The organism is Microbacterium sp. USHLN186, assembly GCF_037145155.1.
Taxonomy (GTDB): Bacteria; Actinomycetota; Actinomycetes; order Actinomycetales; family Microbacteriaceae; genus Microbacterium.
On the sequence record NZ_JBBCYA010000001.1, the window covers coordinates 375,152 to 395,719 of the forward strand.

The window sequence follows — 20,568 nt, forward strand, 5'->3', positions numbered from 1 at the left end:
CCTCGTTGCTCTGCCTCAGCACAGGGTAGCGCGCGCTGAAACCGATGTCAGCGCATCAGGCGTGCGCTGCGACGACCTCGGCGACGCGCGCCCGCGCATCAGCGTCCGGTTCGTCCAGCGCCATCCGGCAGTGCGCGTCGGTGACTCCGAGCACGCGGTACGCCTCCTTCATTCGGGCCATGTCACCTCCGATCCAGGCGACGACCTCGTCCACGGCGACCTGCGCGGCCGCCACGGCCTCGGCATCGCCCGCCCGTCCGGCGTCGGCGAGCGCACGGAACGGCTTCGGCGTCACCGAGGACACGCCGGAGACGACCCCCTGAGCGCCGACCTCGACGGCCGCGATCAGGTCACGGTCCGCGCCGGTGTACAGCTCGAAGCCGGCGGGAACGGCGGCGCGATAGGCGGCGAGCTCGTCGAGGGACAGCTCGCTTACCTTCGCCCCCACGATGTTGGGCAGCTCCGCCAGCCGTGTGAGCAGCGCGGGCGTGACGGGGTTGCCGCTGCGCGCCGGATAGATGTACACGTAGAGGCGTCCATCGCCGACGGCATCCGATACCCGCCGGAAGTACTCCAGCACCGCATCGTCCGACGAGCGCAGGTAGTACGGGGTGAGCGCGGCGAACTCGCGCGCGCCCAGGTCCCGAGCAATGCGTGTGAGGCGGACGGCCTCATATGCGCTGGGGCGGCCGACGTGCACGATGACGCGCATCCGATCGGCGAGCTCGTCGATCGCGGCCTCGACCAGCGCGCCGAACTCCTCGACGTCGACCGCGGGGAACTCCCCGGTGGTGCCGAGCACGAAGGCCCCTTCGTTTCCTGACCCGGCCACGTAGCGGAAGATCGCTCGCGACCCCTCGAGGTCGAGCGATCCATCCTGCGCGAAAGCGGTGGGGATCGCGGTGAGGATGTCGTAGCGCGTCACTTCTCGTTCTCCTTACGGGTGCGACGCGCACGGCGCGCGCCCCTCTCATCGATGCTGCGCACCGTGGAGGTGAGCAGGTCAGGTTGGGCCGCGAGTTCCTCGCGAGCATGGGTGATCTGCTGGATGCTCTCCGTGTCGAGCACCGAGTCCTCGAAGGCAGCCCGCTCCGCGCGCGGCTTGCGCGCGGCACGGATCGCCGGCATCACGACCGACAGCACTGCCAGGGCGATGAGCAGGATGGCGATCGGGCTGACCACCTCGAAGAACGGGCGCGTCGGCAGGATGGCCAGCGTACGTGCCAGGTTCTCCTCGGCGAGCGGTCCGAGCAGCAGGCCCAGGACCACCGGACCGGCGGGCACCTGCATGCGCTTCATGAGCACGCCGATCACCCCGAACACGAGCATGGTGATCACGGTGGAGATGCTGTTGGAGGTGGCGTAGGTGCCGATGATGCAGAAGATGAGGATGCCGCTCCACAGGTACGGCTGAGGCACATCGAGCAGCTTCACCATGCCGCGCATGCGCACAAGGCTCAGGGCGAGCGACAGCAGGGTCGCGACGAGCATGATGCCGGCGATCGACACGACGAGGTCCGGGCGGTTCGAGAACAGGGTGGGGCCGGGCGTGATGCCCCAGATGATCATCGAGCCGATCATCACCGCCATCACCGAATCGCCGGGGATTCCCAACGCCATGGTGGTGGTGAGGGAGCCGCCGAGCGTGGCGCTGGACGCGGTGTCGGACGCCGCGACACCCTCGATCGAGCCCTTGCCGAACAGCTCGGGGTGCTTCGACACCTTGCGGGCCCGCTCCCAGCCGATGAGTCCGGCGATGTCCCCGCCGGCCGCCGGGATCAGGCCCACACCCAGCCCGACCGCACCGGCGACGGCCGTCGCTCGGCCGCTCTGCCTCAGCTCCGCGCGATTGGGCCACCACCGACCCAGGCTCGAGATGGGACGCACGCGAGACGCGCGATGCGTGAGCAGCTGGTCGAAGAGCTCAGCGATGCCGAAGAGGCCGATGATCACGGCGATGAAGTTGACGCCCTCGACGAGCTCGAGCACGCCGAAGGTGAAGCGCTGATCGGCAGTGGCAGCGTATGTGCCGACTGTGCCCAGCATGAGGCCGAAAAGGCCCGCCAGCACACCCTTGAGCATGGACTTCGACGAAATGCCGATCATGATCGCGATGCCGAACACGACCAGGGCGAACAGCTCTGGTGACCTGAAGTAGTCTCGCGCGAAGTTGGCGATCGGAACGGCGGCGACCGAGAACAGCACGAGCGAGGCGAGGATGCCGACGGCGGACACGATCGCCGACATGGTCAGGGCCAGCCCCGCCCTGCCCTGCTTGGCCATCGGATAGCCGTCCAGAGTGGTGGCGATGGACGCCGGGGTGCCGGGCGTGTTGATGAGGATCGATGGCACGCGGTCGCCGAAGTTGGCTGCGACGTAGATGGTGAGCAGCACGGCCAGGCCCTGCACCGGTTCGAGGGTCATGGTGAACCCGGCGGCGAGCGCGACGGCCATCGTCGCGGTGATTCCGGGGAAGGCACCGACCATGAAGCCGAGCACGAGGCCGATGCTCATGTACAACAGGATCGATACGTCGAGCAGGGAGCTGACTCCCTCGATGAACGGGGTCACAGCGGAATCCTCAGCAGCATGCCGAACACGATGTAGACGAACGCCGTGACGGCGACGGAGTAGATGATGAGGCTCAGCCTGCGACGGTGTCCGTAGGCGAGCATGAGGGAGGCCATCAGCAGACCCGCGGCCACGGGGAAGACCTCGATGCGGTAACCGAACAGGATGACCGAGCCGAGCGACCACACGCCGATGAAGGCGGCCGTGATGAGGAGAGTGAGGACGATCCGGCGTGTGCCGCCGGTTTGCATCCGCTCGATGTCCTCCCGGCCGGGAGCGGGTCGAGAGATGGCGATCACCAGCAGCAGAACGGCGACGACCGCCGCCGAGGTGCCGATCACCATCGGCCAGAAACGGGCGTCGATCTGACCCGCGGCGGCCACGCGGCGCAACGGGATCTGCGTGCTCAGCACCAGGTATCCCGTTGCGACCGCTAGCGCGGTGGCGGCGAAGGCGACCTCCAGGGGGCGGGATGGCGCCGCCCCCTGGTACTCGTCCTGCACGGCGTCGGACATCAGCCCAGCAGATCCTGGAACAGGGTGAACTGCTCGCCGACGAAGGTGGTCCACTCCGCCGAGTCACGGTAGACGACCAGGTTTCCGGCGTCCTTCTGGAACTTCTGGTAGCTGTCGGACTCGACCGCCTCCTTGACAGCCGACTCCAGCTTCGCCTTCACGTCCTTCGGCAGACCCTTGGCGGCGTAGATGCCGCCCCAGCCGCCGAACTCGACCTTCTCACCGACGGCTTCTTCCACGGTCGGCACGTCTTCCGCGTCGGGGTGGCGCTCGTCGTGCATGACGGCGAGGATCTTGACGGCGTCTCCCTGGGCGAGGGCCTCGCCGAGTCCCGAGACTGCGGCGATGGTCTCACCGGATGCTGCTGCGCCGACGGCGGTGGCGCCGCCGTCGTACGGGACGGGCGTGAACTGCGCACCGGTCGCGTCGCCGAGGCCGATCGTCGCCGCCTCCCAGATCGATCCCGCGCCCGAGTTGGCGACCGTCACCGCGCCGGTCTCGGCCTTCGCGACGAGCGCCTCGAGTGAGTCGATGCCGCTGTCGGCGCCGACCGTGATGACGCCGGGGGCGAGCATGATCTGCCCCAGCAGGTCGTAGTTCTCCGGCAACACCTCTGCGCCCTGCGTGGTGTTGAGCATGGCGATCTCGACGGGTGCGAAGCCGATGACGTAGCCATCGGGCTTCTGCGACCCCACGTACTCCATCGCAAGGGCGCCAGCGGCACCCGGCATGTTCTCGGGGATGACGCTGACGTCGAGGATCTTCTCGAGCTCCGTGGCGAGCGCGCGCGATGACAGGTCGGAGCCGCCTCCCGGGTTGGCCTGAATGATGAGGCGGATGTCCTTCTCCGGGTAAGCGGACTCGGCGCCGCCCTCTTCCACCTTCGTGCAACCGGTCAGGACGAGCGCGGTTGCGGCGACGGCGGCGATCGCTGCGGCCGTGCGGGACATGCGGGTGCGGGGCATCTTTGCTCCTCAGTGCGGGTCGACCGGGTTGTCGACGTCGCGAGCGTAGCAGTGTCGACTGTTAACAGTCAACATGCAGATCTTGTGCTCGCGGCCGCGACGCTGTCAGCTGCTCTGCGCGTGCAGTTCGCTCAGCATCCGCTCACGCGCGCCATCGAGGTGCGCGGTCAGCACCTTCGATGCCTCGTCCTCGGATCCGGTTCGCATCACGTCCATGAGAACGCGATGATCGGCGGCGGAGTCGCTGAGGTCCTCGTCGTGGTTGATCGTCACCTCGAGCAGTGCCGTGAACGTCGGCAGGTACTGCCGCCATGCCCCTTCCAATCGGGGGTGATCGGCGAGCGCGTAGATCTGCGAGTGGAAGTCGAGGTCGGCGACCACGAAGGCGGCGTGATCGCCGGCCTCCGCCGCCGCGCGCATGCGTCCCACGGCATCCGCCATCGCCTGCCAGCGCTGGTCGTCGCTCACCCTGACAGCCCGCGAGAGCGCCAAGTGCTCCAGGGCTCCGCGAAGGCTGTACAGCTGGTCGACATCGTCGCGGGTGAGACCGACGACGAAGACGCCGCGCGGTTTGCGGATGCTCACCAGCTTCTCGAAGCTGAGCTGAGTGAGCGCGTCGCGCACCGGCCCGCGACTCACGGCGAACTCTTCGGCCAGGCCCTCCTCGGTGATGCGCTCACCCGGACTCAATTCGCCGCGGACGATGCGCTGACGCAGGACGTTCGCTATCTGTGCTCCCAGCGATTCCGCGCGCTTGACGGTCTGTGTCACCGGCTACTCCCCCATGTTGACTGTTGACAGGTTACATCCGCCGGGTGCCCTACCATCGAGGTGTACGTCGTCATCGCACGTCCCAGGAAGCGAGGTGGTTCATCATGTCGAGTGACAGTCACAGTCGCAGACGACTCCCTACCCCCGCTTCCGCACTGCTCGGCTGATCCGCGACGCGTCCTCTGTGATGCGGTCGCCTGCGGCATCCGGCCGGCGGTGCCTGTCGAAGGCCTGCCATGACCCCCACCCAGCTGCAGAACATCTCCGATTCCGCTGACGCCATCGGTCAGCTGATCACCGACGGCGACCTCGCCGGTGCGTCCGATCTGCTCACGCCGCTCTCGGTGCCCGAGGTCGTCGAGCTGGTCGACCGGCTGCGCACCGACCACGCCGCCATCGTCTACCGCCTGCTCACCAAGGCGAGGGCGCTGGACGTGTTCGAAGGGCTCTCACCGGGTGCGCGCGGCGAGCTCGTGCGGGCGCTGCGCAACGCCGAGGTGGCGACCCTGTTCGCCGAGATGGACCCCGACGACCGGGTCTGGCTGCTCGACGAGCTGCCGGCCTCCGTCGCACCGCAGCTGCTGCGCGGGCTCTCGCGCACCGAGCGCGATCTGACCGCGGCGATGCTCGGCTACCCGCAGGCGTCGATCGGGCGCCGGATGAGCCCCGAGTTCGTCACGACCCACCCGCACCTGTCGGTGCGCGACACTCTCGCACGGGTGCACGCCGCGCTGGACAGCGCCGAGACGGTGTACACGCTGCCGGTGACCGACGCGGGCCGGGGTGTGGTGGGGGTCGTGAGTCTGCGCGACCTGATGTCCGCCGACGCCGACACCCCGGTCAGCGCGCTGATGAGCGAGGCGCAGGTCGCTGTCGTCGACGAGCAGGCCGAGACCGCCGCGCGGCGGATGACGGACTTCGGGCTTCTCGCCCTGCCGATCGTGGACAGTGAGCACCGCCTGGTCGGCATCCTCACGATCGACGACGCCGCTCGCATCCTCAAGCAGGAGGAGAGCGAGGATGCCGCCCGGCAGGGCGGTGTGGAGCCACTGCGGCGGTCGTATCTGTCGACGCCGATCCGGCGGCTGGTGCGATCGCGCGTGGTCTGGCTGCTCGTGCTCGCCGTCGGCGCCACCCTGACCGTGCAGGTGCTCGACCATTTCGAGGCGACACTGGCGCAGATGACGGTGCTGGCGCTGTTCGTGCCGCTGCTGATCGGCACCGGCGGCAACACCGGCAATCAGGCCGCGACGACCGTGACGCGTTCACTGGCGCTGGGTGAGGTGTCACCGCGCGATGTGCGACGGGTGCTCTCGCGCGAGATCCGGGTGGGCTCGTGTCTGGGTCTGCTGCTGGGGGTGCTCGGCTTCGCCCTGGCGGGACTCGTCTACGACTGGCACATCGGGCTGGTGATCGGGCTGACGCTCGTGGCGGTGTGCACGGTCGCCGCATCCATCGGCGGGATCATGCCGCTGGCGGCACGGGCGATCCGCGTCGATCCGGCCGTGTTCTCGAATCCGTTCATCACGACGTTCGTCGACGCGACGGGGCTGATCATCTACTTCCTCATCGCGCGGGCGGTGCTCGGGCTCTGAACGCTACTCTCGGGAGCACACCGACCGTCCGATCGCCGTGACCGGGCGCGGCGCGCGGGCGAAGGAGCAGCATGGAGCAGATCGTTCTGACCTTCGTCGCCGCCGCGGCGCTCGGCACGCTGGCGCACATGCTGCGCATCCCGCCCCTGGCGGGCTTCCTCGTCGCCGGCTTCGTGCTCGGCGGCCTCGGGGTCGAGCCCTTCGCCGGGCTGGAGCTGCTAGCCGACATCGGCGTGGTGCTGCTGCTGTTCACGATCGGCCTGAAATTCGACCTGCGCTCGCTGCTGAGACCCGAGACTTACGGCACAGCGACGATCCACATGCTGCTGCTGTCGGTGATCGGAATGGGGACGGTCGCGCTGCTGGCGGCGCTCGTGCTGGCCTCGCTGCAGAACGGCTGGCAGGAGGCGGCCGTGGTCGGGTTCGCGCTGTCGTTCTCGTCGACGGTGCTGTGCGTGAAGGTGCTCGAGGAGCGCTCCGACGACGGCTCGTTCTACGGGCAGACCGCGATCGCCATCCTGGTCGTTCAGGACATCGTCGCGGTCGCCTTCCTCACCGCGAACGCCGACGAGCCGCCGAGCCCATGGGCCGTGCTCCTGCTGCTGCTCGTGCCGGTGTGCCAGCTGCTGCGACGGGTGCTGGAGCGTGTCGGCTACGGCGAGCTGCTCGTGCTCTTCGGCGCGGTGCTGGCTCTGGGCCCCGGATATCTCGCCTTCAGCGCGGTGGGCCTGCAGGGCGATCTGGGCGCGCTGATCGTCGGACTGCTCTTCTCCACGCATCGTCGGGCGATCGAGCTGTCGAAGTCGCTGTTCGGGGTGAAGGAGCTGTTTCTGGTCGGCTTCTTCCTGCTGATCGGAATGAACTCCAGCCCGACCTGGCTGGACGTGCTCGATGCGGTCATCCTCTGCGCGGTGCTGCTGCCGCTCACGTTCATCGGCTTCGTCGTGCTGGGCCGCGCATTCGGCTTGCGCAATCGCACGACGATTCGGATGAGCCTCGCGTTGAGCAACTTCTCCGAGTTCTCCATCATCGTCACCGCGGTCGGCACGGCGAGCGGTCTGGTGTCGCAGAGCTGGATGACGGTGGTGGCCGTCGCCGTGCCGCTGAGCATGGTGATCTCGTCCATCCTCAACACGCAGTCGCTCGATCTGACCACCCGTCTCGCTGCGCTCCTGCCCGAACAGGACGTGCGGCGTCTGCGCGTGGCGGATCGGCCCATCGACACGAGCGACGCGGATGTCGTCGTGCTCGGCATGGGCAGGGTGGGTCGCGCCGCGTACACGCAGCTCGCCAAGGAGGGCGGACTGCACCCTCTCGGCGTGGACAACGACCATCTCGTTGTGCAGAAGCTCGAAGAAGACGGCTTCGACGTCGTCGAGGGGGATGCCACCGACCAGGAGTTCTGGACTCGAATGGTCGCCGGGGGCTTCGTGCGCACCGTCGTGCTGGCCATGCCGATCCACGACTCGAACATGTTCGCACTCATGCAGCTGCGCGCTGCGGGGTTCGACGGGCGGGTCTCGGCGGTCGCCCAGCACCGCGGTCAGCTCGAGCACCTCCGCCGAGAGGGAGTCGGCGCGGTGGTGAACGTCTACGCCGGCGCCGGCGCCGCCCTGGCGGATGCCACGCTGGCGCTGCCGCTCGACGGCGAGTGAGCACGACGAGCGCTCGGCGGCAAGCCCGTCAGCGTCCGGAGTCGTCGCCGCTCGCGCGCTCGTCGTCGCCCGTGCCCGCGCGTGAGCGCGGACGCCAGAGCACCACCTCGGTGGAGCGCCGGATACGCCGCCCCGAGGCGAGGGTGACGATCGAGCCCGTCGCCCCGGCGGCGAACACCCGCATGCCGGGGCGGCTCTCACGCTCGGCGCGCAGCGCGCCCTCCAGCTCCGAGACCCGCCCGCGCAGCATCCGCACCTCGTCCTCCAGGTCGAGCAGCCGGGCGATGGCCGGCAGGCTCATCCCCTCGCTGGAGAGCTGGGCGACCTCGCGCAGCTGCTCGATGTCGCGCATCGAGTAACGCCGCGAGCCGCCCCGGGTGCGGCCGGGCACCACCAGGCCGAGGCGGTCGTATTGCCGCAGCGTCTGGGGGTGCATCCCGGCCAGCTCCGCGGCGACCGCGATCGCGAAGACGGGCGAATCGGCGTCCATGTCAGACCCGCCTCATCATCCTCGGGCCTTGGCCATGAGGTCGCCGCGCGGATTCTCCTTCGGCTCCAGCGCATGGAAGCGCTCGAGCGCTTCACGAGCGGCGTCGTCCAGGTGAGCGGGCACCGCCACCTGCAGCTCGGCGAGCAGGTCGCCGGTGCCCTTGGCGGTGGTCACGCCCCGGCCCTTCACGCGCAGCACGCGTCCCGAGGGGGTGCCCGGTGCGACGCGCAGCTTGACCGTGTCCCCGCTCAGCGTGGGCACTTCGATCGTCGCGCCCAGCGCCGCCTCGGTGAAGGTCACCGGCACCACCAGGCGCAGGTTCAGGCCGTCCCGGGTGAACACCGGATGGGGACGCACCTTCACCTGCACCACGATGTCGCCGGGCTCTCCGCCGTCGGGCGAGGGGCGCCCGCGACCGCGCAGGCGGATCTTCTGCCCGTCCTTGACACCCGCGGGCACCTTGACCTTGAAGGGCTTGCCGTCTGCCGCCTGCAGCGTGATGGTCTCGCCCTGCACTGCCGTGACGAAGTCGAGCGTGGTCGTCGCGGTGACATCCCCACCCTTCTGCGGACCGCCGAAGCCTCGGAACCCGCCGCCGGTCTGCCCGAAGCGGCCACCTCCGAACGACCCGCCGCCCTGCGAGAACATCGAGAAGATGTCGTCGAAGTCGGCCTGACCGCCCCTGCCGCCCTGCCCGAACCGGCTGAAGACGTCTTCGAAGCCGCCGGCGCCGCCGCCGCCGGGCGCGGTGAAGCGTGCACCCGATCCCATCGCGCGGATCTCGTCGTACTCCCGGCGCTGCTCGGCGTCGCTGAGCACGCTGTACGCCTCGCTGATCTCTTTGAACTTCGCCTCTGCCGCTGCATCACCCTGATTCGAATCGGGGTGGTACTTGCGCGCGAGCTTGCGATAGGTCTTCTTGAGGTCGGCGTCCGAGACGTCCTTCGAGACGCCCAGCGTCTTGTAGAAGTCCTTGTCGAACCAGTCCTGGCTTGCCATACCCCTCCTACTGGTTCTCTGAGCCTGTCGAAGGGGCAGGAACGGCGACGACGACCTTCGCCGGACGCAGCTCTACGTCGCCGAGTCGGTAGCCGACCTCGACGACCTCGAGGACGGTCGAGCTCGTCGCACCCGGCGTCGGCTGCTGGAAGATGGCCTCGTGGTGCTGAGGATCGAATTCCTCGCCCTTCTCCCCGTAAGCGACCACGCCGAGCCGCTCCACCACGCCGCGCACCTTCTCGGCGATGACGGCGAAGGCCGATCCCTCGACGAGGTCGCCGTGCTGCTGGGCGCGGTCGAGGTCGTCGAGCACCGGCAGCATGCCCTTCGCCGCCTCGCCCTTGGCACGTGCGATCTCGATGTGACGCTGCTCCTCGGTGCGGCGTCGGTAGTTCGCGTACTCCGCGGTCAGCCGCTTGAGATCGGTGAGCAGCGCGTTCTCCGCGTCCATCACGGGATCACCGGCTGCGGCATCGGTCGTCTGCTCGGCACCGAGGATGTCGTCGACCGTGAGGTCGTCGTCAGAGCCCTCGGCCGCGGCGGCCTCGGTCGAGTCGGGGTTGCCGGGAACGCTCGGGTTCTGCGGCGCGGGGCCGGATGCCTGAGCATCCGACCCCTCGCGCTGAACCTCGTCGTTGTCGTCGAAGTTCTTGTCCGTCATGATTACTTCTTCTCTTCGTCCTCGTCCACGACCTCGGCGTCGACCACGTCCTCGTCGGAGGCGGTGTCGGCCGGTGCCTCGTCGCCGGCGGGGGCGCCGGCTGCGGCATCCGCCTGCGACTGGGCGTAGATCGCCTCACCCAGCTTGGTCTGCGATTCGTTCAGCTTGTCGAACGCCGACTTGACCGCGTCATCGTCGTCACCGGCGAGCGCCGTCTTGAGCGCATCCACGTCACCCTGCACCGAGGTCTTGACGTCCTCGGGCAGCTTGTCGTCGTTCTCCTTGATGAGCTTCTCGATCGAATACGACAGGGTCTCCGCCTGGTTGCGGACCTCGGCGGCCTCACGGCGCTTCTTGTCCTCGGAGGCGTGCTCCTCGGCCTCGCGCACCATGCGGTCGATGTCGTCCTTCGACAGCGACGAGCCACCGGTGATGGTCATCGACTGCTCCTTGCCGGTGCCCTTGTCCTTGGCGGACACGTGCACGATGCCGTTCGCGTCGATGTCGAACGTGACCTCGATCTGCGGGATGCCGCGCGGCGCCGGTGCGATGCCGGTCAGCTCGAAGGTTCCGAGCGGCTTGTTGTCGCGGGTGAACTCGCGCTCACCCTGGAAGACCTGGATGGCCACGGACGGCTGGTTGTCGTCGGCCGTGGTGAAGGTCTCGCTGCGCTTGGTCGGGATCGCGGTGTTGCGGTCGATGAGCTTGGTCATCATGCCGCCCTTGGTCTCGATGCCCAGGCTCAGCGGGGTGACGTCGATGAGCAGCACGTCCTTGCGCTCACCCTTGAGGACACCGGCCTGCAGAGCGGCGCCGACGGCGACCACCTCGTCCGGGTTCACACCCTTGTTCGCGTCCTTGCCGGTCTCGCGCTTGACGAGTTCGGCGACGGCGGGCATGCGGGTGGATCCACCGACCAGCACGATGTGATCGATCTCGGCGACCTTGATGCCGGCCTCGCGGATGACGTCCTCGAAGGGCTTCTTGGTGCGGTCGAGGAGGTCCTTGGTGAGGTCCTCGAACTTCGCGCGGGTGATGCTCTCGCTCAGCGAGACGGGGCCGGAGTCGGTCAGCGACAGGTACGGCAGGTTGACCGAGGCGCTGGTCGAGCTCGAGAGCTCCTTCTTCGCCTGCTCGGCCGCCTCCTTGAGACGCTGCAGAGCGATCTTGTCGCCCGACACGTCCACACCGGTGGTGTCCTTGAACTGCTTGATGAGGTAGTCGACGAGACGCTGGTCCCAGTCGTCGCCGCCGAGGCGGTTGTCACCGGCGGTGGCGCGCACCTGGATCGTCGAGAAGTCGTCGTCCTTGCCCACCTCGAGCAGCGACACGTCGAAGGTTCCGCCTCCGAGGTCGAAGACGAGGATGAGCTCATCCTCCTTGCCCTTGTCGAGGCCGTAGGCGAGGGCAGCGGCGGTGGGCTCGTTGATGATGCGCAGGACGTTCAGGCCCGCGATCTCACCGGCCTCCTTGGTGGCCTGACGCTCGGCGTCGTTGAAGTAGGCGGGGACGGTGATGACGGCGTCGGTGACGGTGTCGCCGAGATACGACTCGGCGTCGCGCTTGAGCTTCTGCAGGATGCGGGCCGAGATCTCCTGGGGGGTCCACTTCTTGCCGTCGACGTCGAAGGACCAGCCGGTGCCCATGTGGCGCTTGACCGACGAGATGGTGCGGTCGACGTTCGTGACGGCCTGGCGCTTGGCGGTCTCGCCGACGAGCACCTCGCCGTCCTTGGTGAAGGCGACCACCGAGGGGGTGGTGCGGAAGCCCTCGGCGTTGGCGATGACCTTGGGCTCGCCGCCCTCGAGGACGCTGACCACGGAGTTGGTGGTTCCGAGGTCGATACCGACAGCACGTGCCATGTGTTTCTCCTTTGTATTGGTGAAAGTCTGTGGACGACTCGCTTCGAACACGCGAACCTGAGTCGTGATGACTCAAGTGTACGCCCGCGCGGAACGGGTGTCAAAAGGAAGTTGATAGCAGAAGGCTCAACTTCACTCGACGGCCGCGTCGCGCGCGTCATCCTCCGTCGCTCGGATGCGCTCGAGCGCACCGAGCGGGATCGGCAGCCAGGAGGGACGGTTGCGCTTCTCGTAGAGCGCCTCGTAGACCGCCTTGTCCGCCTCGTACGCGTCGAGCAGCGTCCGCTCTGCGGCAGTCGGCGCGGGCGGCCCCTCCTGATCGCCGGCGCTGTCATCGCCGGCGCTGTCCTCGCCACGCAGCGTGGCCACATACGCGTCGAGGAAGCGCCCACGGGCGGTCACCGCCCACTCGTGCGCGCGCTGCGTGCGCAGCTCGCCGTCCTCATCGTCGCGGCCCTGCCCGTCGGCGGCCATCCTGACCACCCCGGGGGCGTAATCGAACGAGCGCAGCATGCCCGCCACATCGCGCCAGGGAGAGTCGGGCAGCGCCCGCTCCTGGAACGGCCGGCCGGGCTCGCCCTCGAAATCGACGATGCGCCAGCCGTGCGAGGTGCGCAGGGTCTGACCGAGGTGCAGGTCGCCGTGCACGCGCTGCACGTCGACGCCCTCCAGCTCGGCCACCGCCGCGTAGGTGCGGCGCAGGCCGGATGCGTACGGCTCGATCTCGGGCACTGCGGCCAGGGCGCGGTCGAGGCGGGCGTCCATCGCCCGAGCGAGCTCGGCCGTCGCCTGACGATCCAGCCGCTGGACCGGGAAGCTGGCTCGCAGCGTCGCATGCACCTCGGCGAGCGCCTCTCCCAGACGCGCGGCCTCACCCGAGAAGTCACCGCCGGACTCGGCGACGGACAGTTCGGGCTCGGCCAGTGCAGTGCGCACGCTGGCGGTGGCCAGCTCGAAGCCGTCCGCGGCGGTGCGCAGGAACTCCTGCAGCATGCCCAGCTGCAGCACCTCGCCGTCGAGCTCGGTCTCGACCCAGCCGTACAGCTCCGCGATGTGCTCGGAGCCGCCGCGGGTGAGCGTCTCGTGGATCTCGATGTCGGGGTTCACCCCTGGGCTCACCTTGCGGAAGAGCTTCATGATGGTGGTGTCGTCGAAGCGCAGCGAGGAGTTGGACTGCTCGCCGCTGAGCGGCGAGGACCGCAGTGCCGGATCCAGCGCAGGACTGTCGGACAGTCGGTGGAAGCGCAGGCCGCCGGCATCCGTCACCTCGCCGTCCTCGGCGTCGACGAAGGCGTGCAGCCACAGGGCCATGGCATCGCGGTCGTGCACCGCGTCGTACAGGTGCTGGTCGCGGCCGTCGATCTCCGCCGGCCCCACGTACGCGAAGCTGTGGCGCTCGTCAATCTCGTCGTACCGCGACAGCGGCACCTGGTACAGCTCGACGCCGCCCTCGTCATCGTCGTACTCGACGCTCACCAGCAGCACGACGACGTCGGGACGGTGTTCCGCACCGTGCTCGGCGCCGTGCTCGGGACTGTGTCCGCCGCCGTGCTCGGCGCCGGACAGGCGTGCGAGCACCCGCACCTGCGGGATGCGGAAGGGTCGCCCCTTCCCGCCGAACCATCGCGTGCGCACCAGGTACCCCTCGAGCAGGGCGTGGTCGATCGTCGTCACAGCATCCCCACCTCCTCCGCATCATCTGCCGCCTCGTGCAGCTGGAACCAGAAGAACCCGTGACCGCCGAGGGTCAGCAGGTACGGGAGCTCCCCGATCCGCGGGAACGGCACACCGCCCACCAGCTCGACCGGGACCATCCCCTCGAACCGCCGCAGGTCGAGCTCGACCGGCTGCGGAAACTGCGACAGATTGTTCACGCACAGGATGACGTCGACGGTGCCGTCCTCGTTGGTGTGCTCGCGGGTGTACGAGAGCACCGACGGGTTGGACCCGCCGAGGTCGTTGAAGCTGCCGAGCCCGAAGGCCGGGTGCCGCTTGCGGGCGTGGATCATCTGCCGCGTCCAGTGCAGCAGCGAGGAGCGGTCCTCCTGCTGCGCCTCGACGTTGACGGCGAGGTAGCCGTAGACGGGGTCCTGCACCACCGGTTTGCTCAGCTTGCCGGGGTTGGCGCTGGAGAAGCCGGCGTTGCGGTCACTGGTCCACTGCATCGGCGTGCGCACGCCGTCGCGGTCGCCGAGCCAGATGTTGTCGCCCATGCCGATCTCGTCGCCGTAGTACAGCACGGGCGAACCGGGCAGCGAGAGCAGCAGGGCGGTGAACAGCTCGATGCGGTCGATGTCGTTGTCGAGCAGCGGGGCGAGCCGGCGGCGGATGCCGATGTTGGCCTTCATCCGCGGGTCCTGCGCGTACTCGTTCCACATGTAGTCGCGGTCTTCGGCGGTGACCATCTCGAGGGTGAGCTCGTCGTGGTTGCGCAGGAAGATGCCCCACTGGCATCCGGCGGGGATCGCCGGGGTGTCCGCGAGGATCTCGCTGATGGGGTATCGGGACTCGCGACGCACGGCCATGAAGATGCGCGGCATCACTGGGAAGTGGAAGCACATGTGGCACTCGTCGCCGCCCACCTCCGGGTCTCCGAAGTAGTCCACGACGTCGGCGGGCCACTGATTCGCCTCGGCCAGCAGCACGCGTCCAGGGTAGTTCTCGTCGACGAAGCGGCGCACCTTCTTCAGGAACTCGTGCGTCTCGGGCAGGTTCTCGCCATTGGTGCCCGGACGCTCGTACAGGTAAGGCACCGCGTCGAGGCGGAACCCGTCCAGGCCCATGTCGAGCCAGAAGCGCATGGCGTCGAGCATCGCCTCGTGCACCTTCGGGTTGTCGAAGTTGAGGTCGGGCTGGTGGCTGAAGAAGCGGTGCCAGAAGTACTGCTTGCGCACCGGATCCCACGTCCAGTTGCTCGGCTCGGTGTCGACGAAGATGATCCGGGCGTCCTCGTAGAGCTCGTCGGTGTCGCTCCACACGTAGAAGTCGCCGTACGGACCGTCGGGGTCGGAGCGACTGGCCTGGAACCACGGATGCTCGTCGCTGGTGTGGTTCATGACGAAGTCGATGATCACCTTGATGCCGCGCTCGTGCGCCGCGTCGAGGAACTCCTGGAAGTCGTCGGTGGTGCCGAGATCTGCCTGCACGCCGGTGTAGTCGGCGACGTCATAGCCTCCGTCGCGCAGCGGCGAGGGGAAGAACGGCGGGATCCACAGGCAGTCCACGCCGAGCCACTGCAGGTAGTCGAGCTTGTCGATGAGCCCGCGGAAGTCGCCGACCCCGTCGCCGTCGCCGTCCTTGAACGAGCGCACCAGCACCTCGTAGAAGACCGCGGTCTTGAACCACTCCGGTCCCGGACTGCCCGGCGTGTCGGGGAACGGATCCTGCGTCAGGATCGGGATGGATGCCGTGTAGGGCGCGGGCTCGGGGCTCATGCGCCACCCCTCCCGGTCAGGGCCGGGGCAGGCAGGCTGCCATCGCCTGCCGCGTCCTCGGCGGCGATGATCATGTCGACGATCGGCATGCTTCCGAGCATGGCTCCACCGTGTCACAGGAGCAGGAAGCGCGCCAGGGGCGATCGTCCCCCTTGCGCAGGGGGAACAGCGGGTGTAGACGGACGCACCGGCCCGTCACGGGCTCGCAGGAATGGAATCCTGCGACGCAGCCTCGGCCGCTGCGGATACGATTCTTCGTCATGAGTGCCGCGCTGCCGCCCGCCCGCCCCGAAGACGCCCGGCTCGGTTTCGGACCCAACATCGCCTACGGCTTCCAGCACGTGCTGACGATGTATGGCGGCATCATCGCACCGCCCCTGGTGATGGGTCAGGCGGGTGGGATGACGCCCGGGGAGATCGGGATGCTGGTGACCTGCTCGCTCTTCATGGGCGGGCTCGCGACGCTGCTGCAGACGCTGGGCCTGCCGTTCTTCGGCTCCAAGCTGCCGCTGGTGCAGGGAGTGTCCTTCTCGGGCATCGCGACCATGCTGGCGATCCAGGGCGACGGCGGGATCCAGGCGGTGATGGGGGCGGTGATCGTGTCGTCGGCGATCGGCCTGGTGCTCGCACCGGCGTTCGCGATGATCCTGCGCTTCTTCCCGCCGGTCGTGACGGGCACGGTGATCACCTCCATCGGGCTGTCGCTGATGCCGGTCGCCGCCGGGTGGGCGATGGGTCCGGACCCGCAGGCGCCCGACTTCGGATCGCCGGCGAATCTCGGGCTCGCGGCACTGACGGTGCTCATCATCTTCCTGCTGAGCAGGCTCGGTACCCCGGCGATGGCGCGGCTCAGCATCCTGCTCTCGCTGGTCATCGGCACGGTGCTGGCGATCTTCCTCGGTGCCGCCGACTTCTCGGCGGTGCCCGATGGGCCGATCCTGGCACTGCCGACGCCGTTCGCGTTCGGCCCGCCGACGTTCGACCTCGCGGCGATCCTGTCGATGATGATCGTGATCCTCGTCACCTTCACCGAGACGACGGCGGACCTGCTGGCGGTCGGCGAGGTGGTGGGCACGAAGGTCGACTCGAAGCGGATCGCCGCGGGCCTTCGGGCCGACATGGTGGCGAGCGCGGTCTCGCGGGTGTTCAACTCGTTCACCCAGAGCGCGTTCGCCCAGAACGTCGGGCTGGTGGCCATCACCGGCGTGAAGAGCCGGTTCGTCGTGGCGACCGGAGGGGTGATTCTCATCGTGCTGGGGGTGCTGCCCGTACTGGGACGCGTCGTGGCCGCGGTGCCGACGCCGGTGCTGGGCGGGGTGGGCATCATCCTGTTCGGCTCGGTCGCGGCGAGCGGCATCGCGACGCTCGCCAAGGTCGACTACCGCGATCATCTGAATCTGCTGGTCGTCGCGGGCGCGTTGGGGATCGGCCTGCTGCCGCTCGTGCGTCCGGACGTGTACTCGGGCTTCCCCGACTGGTTCACCGTGATCTTCAACTCGTCGATCAGCTCGACGACCCTCGCCGCCGTCGTGCTGAACATCGTGTTCCATCACTTCCGGATCGCGCCGCGGGCGCCTCGGGCGGAGGGACGCGAACGCGCGGAGCAGATTCCGGCGTGATCGTGCTCCGCCGGGCAGCGGAGCGGGTCAGCGGCCGCCGGGAGGGCCGATCAGCAGCAGGATGCTGAAGATCGCGATGATCGCGACCAGGATCAGCAGCGCGAGCACCCAGGGCCGGTGCAGGAACCAGCGCATGGTGCGGTCGTACCAGGTGTGGTCGCGGGGGTCCTCGGTGGCGGTGAGGCGCCACCGGCCCTCGAGGCGTCCGCTACGGTGCAGCCAGATCTCGACGGGGATGGTCAGGTAGGGCACGATGGCGCTGGCCACGGCGAGCACGGCGACGCCCACACGCCAGCGCTGATGGAACGCGAGCAGCACGGCAGTCGCACCGTAGGAGAGGAAGACGAAGCCGTGGATGCCACCGGCGGCCGTCACCAGCACGGCGGGCTGTCCGACGGCGCGCGCGATGAGAGCGCTGATGAGCAGCGTCCAGGTGATCGCCTCGGCGATCGCGAGCACGCGGAAGAGGCGGGCGGGGGTGGTGAACACGGGACTCCTCGGATCGGTCTGCTTCCACGCTAGGCGAGCCGAGCTGTGACCCTGGCCCGTGGGTGCGCGATCATGCGGGCGACGGGGGAAAGATCATCCGAAAGGTGGACGGCCGATGCCCACGTCGGCACTCGCTTCGTCCGCGGCGGTGAAGACGACCGTGTTCGGCGGAGGCGGCCTGTCGATGTAGGTGCGTCCAGTCGGGCTCGTCCACTCCAGCAGCCCGTCGTCGAGCTGCTGAACGTGCCACGGAGTCTGATGCTTCAACACGTGATGTCGGCGACACAGCGCTTCCAGGTTGTCTTCGCTGGTGGCCCCGCCCCAGGCTGCGTCGACAGTGTGGTCGAGGTCGCCTGTGCGGACAGGCATTCCGCACCCGGGGAAACGACATCGCTGATCGCGCCCCCGCAGCTTTCGCCGCAGCGCCTGGCTCGGACGATAGCGGTCGACGGCGAGCACCCGGCCGTCGATCGGATGGGTGAGCACACGATCCCATCCCGTCGACGCGTCGGCCAGCAGCTGTGCGGTGGCGGCGTCGATCGGGGCGCGACCGTCGATCTCCGCCGCCGGACCGTCCTGCCCCAGCAGCGTGAGCACCGGAACCGTCACGGCGACCTGCGCCACGATCGCAGAGAGCAGACCGTCAGCGGTGTCGTGGCCGGCGGGTCGTCCGGTCAGCAGCAGGTCCATCGCCAAGTCCAGCCGGCGCTGGCTGAGCGTACGCCGGTCTGCGCCGTCGTGCCCGGCCGCGGATTCGGACGCGGCGGATTCGGACGCCGCGGATCCGCGTTTCGGCGCGAGCGCCTTCGCCATCTGAGTGAGGCGATCGTGCGCACCGTGAATCAGCACGGACGGCCCGAACACGTGCAGCTCCGACATCGCGTCTGGATGATCGGTCACCCATGTCCCGCGGTTCCCGCGGGCGTCCTCATGTCGTTCCTCGAGCGAACGCGCCTGGTACTGCTGCGCCACGCGCTCGGCGATCATGCGCACCCGGTTCGGCGACTCGTCCTCGGCGAACTCGAGCACTCTGGCCGAGTAGGCGGCGCGCGCGGCCGCGTCGTCGATGTACGCGCCGGCGTCGACGATCACACGTGCGTGGCCCGCGGTGATCCGCCCGGCGGCCTGCGCCTGCCATACCTCGGGAAACCGCTCGACGACGATCTCGGCGGCCAGCATGCGTCGCTGCATTGTTCGGTCGCTGACCCGCAGCGCGCTGGCGAGTTCAGCGGCGACGCTGCGCAGGGTGATGTCGGACGCGTCGACACCATCGCCGCGCTCGGCGATCGTCAGCGCCAGCCGATTGGCGAGCGCGAGCATCCCGTCGCGGGCCGCCAGCATCCCCTGCAGGGTCTGCTCGACGGCACGCAGCGACGAGACCAGACCGTCGAGACTGGCCATCTCGGCGTCGGTCGCGTTCGCCATTCCGTTCATGTTCTCAGTGTTACATCGGCCTCCGACATTCGCAGATGCGACCGGACGAGCGGCACCTCAGCGCGCCATCTCGATCGGGTAGCGTGGCCGACATGACCGGTCATGATGCCGCCGCCGCTCCCCCGCCGACCGCGAACACCGGCGCCGTCGCCGCCTTCGGCGCGACGTTCGCCGAGAGCGGGGAAGAGGTCGAGATCCCCCGCAAGCGGGTGCGCTCCTGGGCGCTGTGGGACTGGGCCGCGCAGCCGTTCAACTCGGTGCTGCTCACCTTCGTCTTCGTGTCGCTGTATCTCACCGGCAGCAGCTTCCTCCCGCCCGAGATCGCCGCGCTCGGCGAGAACGATCCGGTGCGTGAGAGGGCCATCGCGGAGTTGACCAGCGGCTACGGCTTCGTGTCGATGCTCGCCGGCATCCTCATCCTGCTCCTCGCCCCCGTGCTGGGGCAGGCCGCCGACCGCTCGGGCTCGAAGAAGCGTTGGCTGTTCGCCGCCACGATCCTGCTCGCGTTCGCGCAGTTCGCCCTGTTCTTCACCTTCGCCGACCCCGCCTTCTTCTGGTACGGCGCGGTGGTGATCTCCCTCGGCGCGGTGATCTCGGAGATCGCGGGCGTCAACTACAACGCGATGCTCGTCAGCGTCTCGACACCGAAGACGGTCGGCCGCGTCAGCGGGCTCGGCTGGGGGCTCGGATACATCGGCGGGATCATCGCACTGGCGATCATCGTCGTGTTCACCACCTTCGACTGGTTCGGTATGGACACCTCGAACGGTCTGGCCTACCGGCTCATCGCGGTCGGATGCGGGGTGTGGACGATCGTGTTCTCGATCCCGCTGTTCCGCGATGTGCCAGAGCCGCCACCGACCCCCGGGCTGAAACGAGTCGGCTTCCTCGCCAGCTATGCCGAGCTGGTGCGCGACGTCGTCCGCCTCTTCCACACGCACCGCTCGACCTTCTGGTTCCTGGTCGCCAGCGCGGTGTACCGCGACGGCCTCGCCGGGGTCTTCGCGTTCGGCGGCATCCTCGCGGCATCCGTGTTCTTCTTCACACCCAACGAGGTGATCATCTTCGCCATCGCGGCGAACGTCGTCGCCGGGATCTCGACCATCGTCGCCGGACGCTTCGATGACCGCTTCGGCGCGAAGGCGGTGATCGTCGTCGCGCTGTCTCTGCTGCTGGTGATGGCAGTGGTCGTCTTCGCCCTGCACGACGCCGGCAAGATGCCGTTCTGGATCTGCGGCCTCGTGCTCTCGGCGTGCGTCGGGCCGGCTCAAGCCGCCTCGCGCTCTCTGCTGGCCCGCGTGACGCCCACCGGGCTGCAAGGCGAGATCTTCGGCCTGTACGCCACGACCGGTCGTGTCGCCAGCTTCCTCGCGCCCATGATGTGGGCGGTCATGATCGCGGCCTTCGGTGCCACCTACTGGGGCGTGCTGGGGCTGGCGATCGTGCTCGCCGTCGGCCTCGTGCTGCTGCTGCTCGTGCGACTGCCCCCGCATGAGCGCGCCTGAGCG

17 protein-coding genes are annotated in these 20,568 nt (G+C 68.6%); 4 read left to right on the top strand and 13 right to left on the bottom strand.

The features are described from left to right. Positions 1-55 precede the first annotated feature (55 nt). From WFG93_RS01695 to WFG93_RS01715, 5 genes are all read right to left on the bottom strand, one after another. Complete coding sequence (locus WFG93_RS01695) at positions 56-925, bottom strand: dihydrodipicolinate synthase family protein (RefSeq protein ID WP_336644584.1); 870 nt, start codon at positions 923-925, stop codon at positions 56-58. Further along, a complete protein-coding gene (locus WFG93_RS01700) occupies positions 922-2,571 on the bottom strand; it encodes a tripartite tricarboxylate transporter permease (protein ID WP_336644585.1) in 1,650 nt (549 codons plus the stop codon). The genes WFG93_RS01695 and WFG93_RS01700 overlap by 4 nt, the downstream gene beginning before the upstream one ends. After that, entirely contained in the window at positions 2,568-3,086 is a 519-nt protein-coding gene (locus WFG93_RS01705) for a tripartite tricarboxylate transporter TctB family protein (protein ID WP_336644586.1), read from the bottom strand. The genes WFG93_RS01700 and WFG93_RS01705 overlap by 4 nt, the downstream gene beginning before the upstream one ends. Then, positions 3,086-4,051 carry a tripartite tricarboxylate transporter substrate binding protein gene (locus WFG93_RS01710; RefSeq protein ID WP_336644587.1) on the bottom strand — a complete coding sequence of 322 codons (966 nt, stop codon included), beginning with the start codon at positions 4,049-4,051 and terminating at the stop codon, positions 3,086-3,088. Before WFG93_RS01710 ends, WFG93_RS01705 begins: the two co-directional genes overlap by 1 nt. Positions 4,052-4,156: 105 nt before the next feature. Beyond that, entirely contained in the window at positions 4,157-4,822 is a 666-nt protein-coding gene (locus tag WFG93_RS01715) for a GntR family transcriptional regulator (RefSeq protein WP_336644588.1), read from the bottom strand. A 236-nt stretch (positions 4,823-5,058) separates the two neighbouring features. Between WFG93_RS01715 and mgtE the strand changes: the two genes are divergently transcribed. Further along, on the top strand, positions 5,059-6,417 hold the full coding sequence (mgtE, locus tag WFG93_RS01720) for a magnesium transporter (RefSeq protein ID WP_336644589.1): 1,359 nt from the start codon (positions 5,059-5,061) through the stop codon (positions 6,415-6,417). A gap of 71 nt (positions 6,418-6,488) precedes the next feature. Continuing rightward, entirely contained in the window at positions 6,489-8,072 is a 1,584-nt protein-coding gene (locus WFG93_RS01725) for a cation:proton antiporter family protein (RefSeq protein WP_336644590.1), read from the top strand. 28 nt (positions 8,073-8,100) lie between these two features. Here the strand turns inward: WFG93_RS01725 and WFG93_RS01730 are convergent, their stop codons facing one another. The 6 genes from WFG93_RS01730 to treS all read right to left on the bottom strand — a co-directional run bounded on the left by WFG93_RS01730 (position 8,101) and on the right by treS (position 15,518). After that, positions 8,101-8,562, bottom strand: coding sequence for a heat shock protein transcriptional repressor HspR (locus WFG93_RS01730; protein WP_336644591.1), 462 nt, complete (start codon positions 8,560-8,562; stop codon positions 8,101-8,103). A 15-nt stretch (positions 8,563-8,577) separates the two neighbouring features. Beyond that, positions 8,578-9,561, bottom strand: coding sequence for a DnaJ C-terminal domain-containing protein (locus tag WFG93_RS01735; RefSeq protein ID WP_336644592.1), 984 nt, complete (start codon positions 9,559-9,561; stop codon positions 8,578-8,580). Positions 9,562-9,568: 7 nt separating this feature from the next. Further along, positions 9,569-10,222, bottom strand: coding sequence for a nucleotide exchange factor GrpE (locus WFG93_RS01740; RefSeq protein ID WP_336644593.1), 654 nt, complete (start codon positions 10,220-10,222; stop codon positions 9,569-9,571). Positions 10,223-10,224: 2 nt separating this feature from the next. After that, positions 10,225-12,084, bottom strand: a complete 1,860-nt coding sequence (gene dnaK, locus WFG93_RS01745; RefSeq protein WP_336644594.1) for a molecular chaperone DnaK — start codon at positions 12,082-12,084, stop codon at positions 10,225-10,227. Positions 12,085-12,216: 132 nt separating this feature from the next. Continuing rightward, a complete protein-coding gene (locus WFG93_RS01750; protein ID WP_336644595.1) occupies positions 12,217-13,758 on the bottom strand; it encodes a maltokinase N-terminal cap-like domain-containing protein in 1,542 nt (513 codons plus the stop codon). Continuing rightward, positions 13,755-15,518: a maltose alpha-D-glucosyltransferase gene (gene treS / locus WFG93_RS01755; protein WP_336644596.1), complete on the bottom strand. Its 1,764-nt coding sequence runs from the start codon at positions 15,516-15,518 to the stop codon at positions 13,755-13,757. The genes WFG93_RS01750 and treS overlap by 4 nt, the downstream gene beginning before the upstream one ends. 260 nt (positions 15,519-15,778) lie before the next feature. Between treS and WFG93_RS01760 the strand changes: the two genes are divergently transcribed. Further along, on the top strand, positions 15,779-17,137 hold the full coding sequence (locus tag WFG93_RS01760; protein WP_336644597.1) for a nucleobase:cation symporter-2 family protein: 1,359 nt from the start codon (positions 15,779-15,781) through the stop codon (positions 17,135-17,137). A 27-nt stretch (positions 17,138-17,164) separates the two neighbouring features. Here WFG93_RS01760 and WFG93_RS01765 read toward each other — a convergent pair whose 3' ends face one another. Further along, a complete protein-coding gene (locus tag WFG93_RS01765) occupies positions 17,165-17,626 on the bottom strand; it encodes a DUF3817 domain-containing protein (RefSeq protein WP_336644598.1) in 462 nt (153 codons plus the stop codon). A gap of 93 nt (positions 17,627-17,719) precedes the next feature. After that, complete coding sequence (locus WFG93_RS01770; RefSeq protein ID WP_336644599.1) at positions 17,720-19,060, bottom strand: HNH endonuclease signature motif containing protein; 1,341 nt, start codon at positions 19,058-19,060, stop codon at positions 17,720-17,722. A 92-nt stretch (positions 19,061-19,152) separates the two neighbouring features. Here WFG93_RS01770 and WFG93_RS01775 point away from each other — a divergent pair, with 92 nt between their 5' ends. After that, the gene (locus tag WFG93_RS01775) at positions 19,153-20,565 is read left to right on the top strand and encodes an MFS transporter (protein ID WP_336644600.1); all 1,413 of its coding nucleotides are present in this window, start codon (positions 19,153-19,155) and stop codon (positions 20,563-20,565) included. The last annotated feature ends 3 nt before the right edge of the window (positions 20,566-20,568 follow it).

Coding starts and splice junctions, on each gene's coding strand:
- WFG93_RS01705 (WP_336644586.1), bottom strand. CDS start 3,086: ATGTCCGACGCCGTGCAGGACGAGTACCAGGGGGCGGCGCCATCCCGC.
- WFG93_RS01710 (WP_336644587.1), bottom strand. CDS start 4,051: ATGCCCCGCACCCGCATGTCCCGCACGGCCGCAGCGATCGCCGCCGTC.
- mgtE (WP_336644589.1), top strand. CDS start 5,059: ATGACCCCCACCCAGCTGCAGAACATCTCCGATTCCGCTGACGCCATC.
- WFG93_RS01725 (WP_336644590.1), top strand. CDS start 6,489: ATGGAGCAGATCGTTCTGACCTTCGTCGCCGCCGCGGCGCTCGGCACG.
- WFG93_RS01730 (WP_336644591.1), bottom strand. CDS start 8,562: ATGGACGCCGATTCGCCCGTCTTCGCGATCGCGGTCGCCGCGGAGCTG.
- WFG93_RS01735 (WP_336644592.1), bottom strand. CDS start 9,561: ATGGCAAGCCAGGACTGGTTCGACAAGGACTTCTACAAGACGCTGGGC.
- WFG93_RS01740 (WP_336644593.1), bottom strand. CDS start 10,222: ATGACGGACAAGAACTTCGACGACAACGACGAGGTTCAGCGCGAGGGG.
- dnaK (WP_336644594.1), bottom strand. CDS start 12,084: ATGGCACGTGCTGTCGGTATCGACCTCGGAACCACCAACTCCGTGGTC.
- treS (WP_336644596.1), bottom strand. CDS start 15,518: ATGAGCCCCGAGCCCGCGCCCTACACGGCATCCATCCCGATCCTGACG.
- WFG93_RS01760 (WP_336644597.1), top strand. CDS start 15,779: ATGAGTGCCGCGCTGCCGCCCGCCCGCCCCGAAGACGCCCGGCTCGGT.
- WFG93_RS01770 (WP_336644599.1), bottom strand. CDS start 19,060: ATGAACGGAATGGCGAACGCGACCGACGCCGAGATGGCCAGTCTCGAC.
- WFG93_RS01775 (WP_336644600.1), top strand. CDS start 19,153: ATGACCGGTCATGATGCCGCCGCCGCTCCCCCGCCGACCGCGAACACC.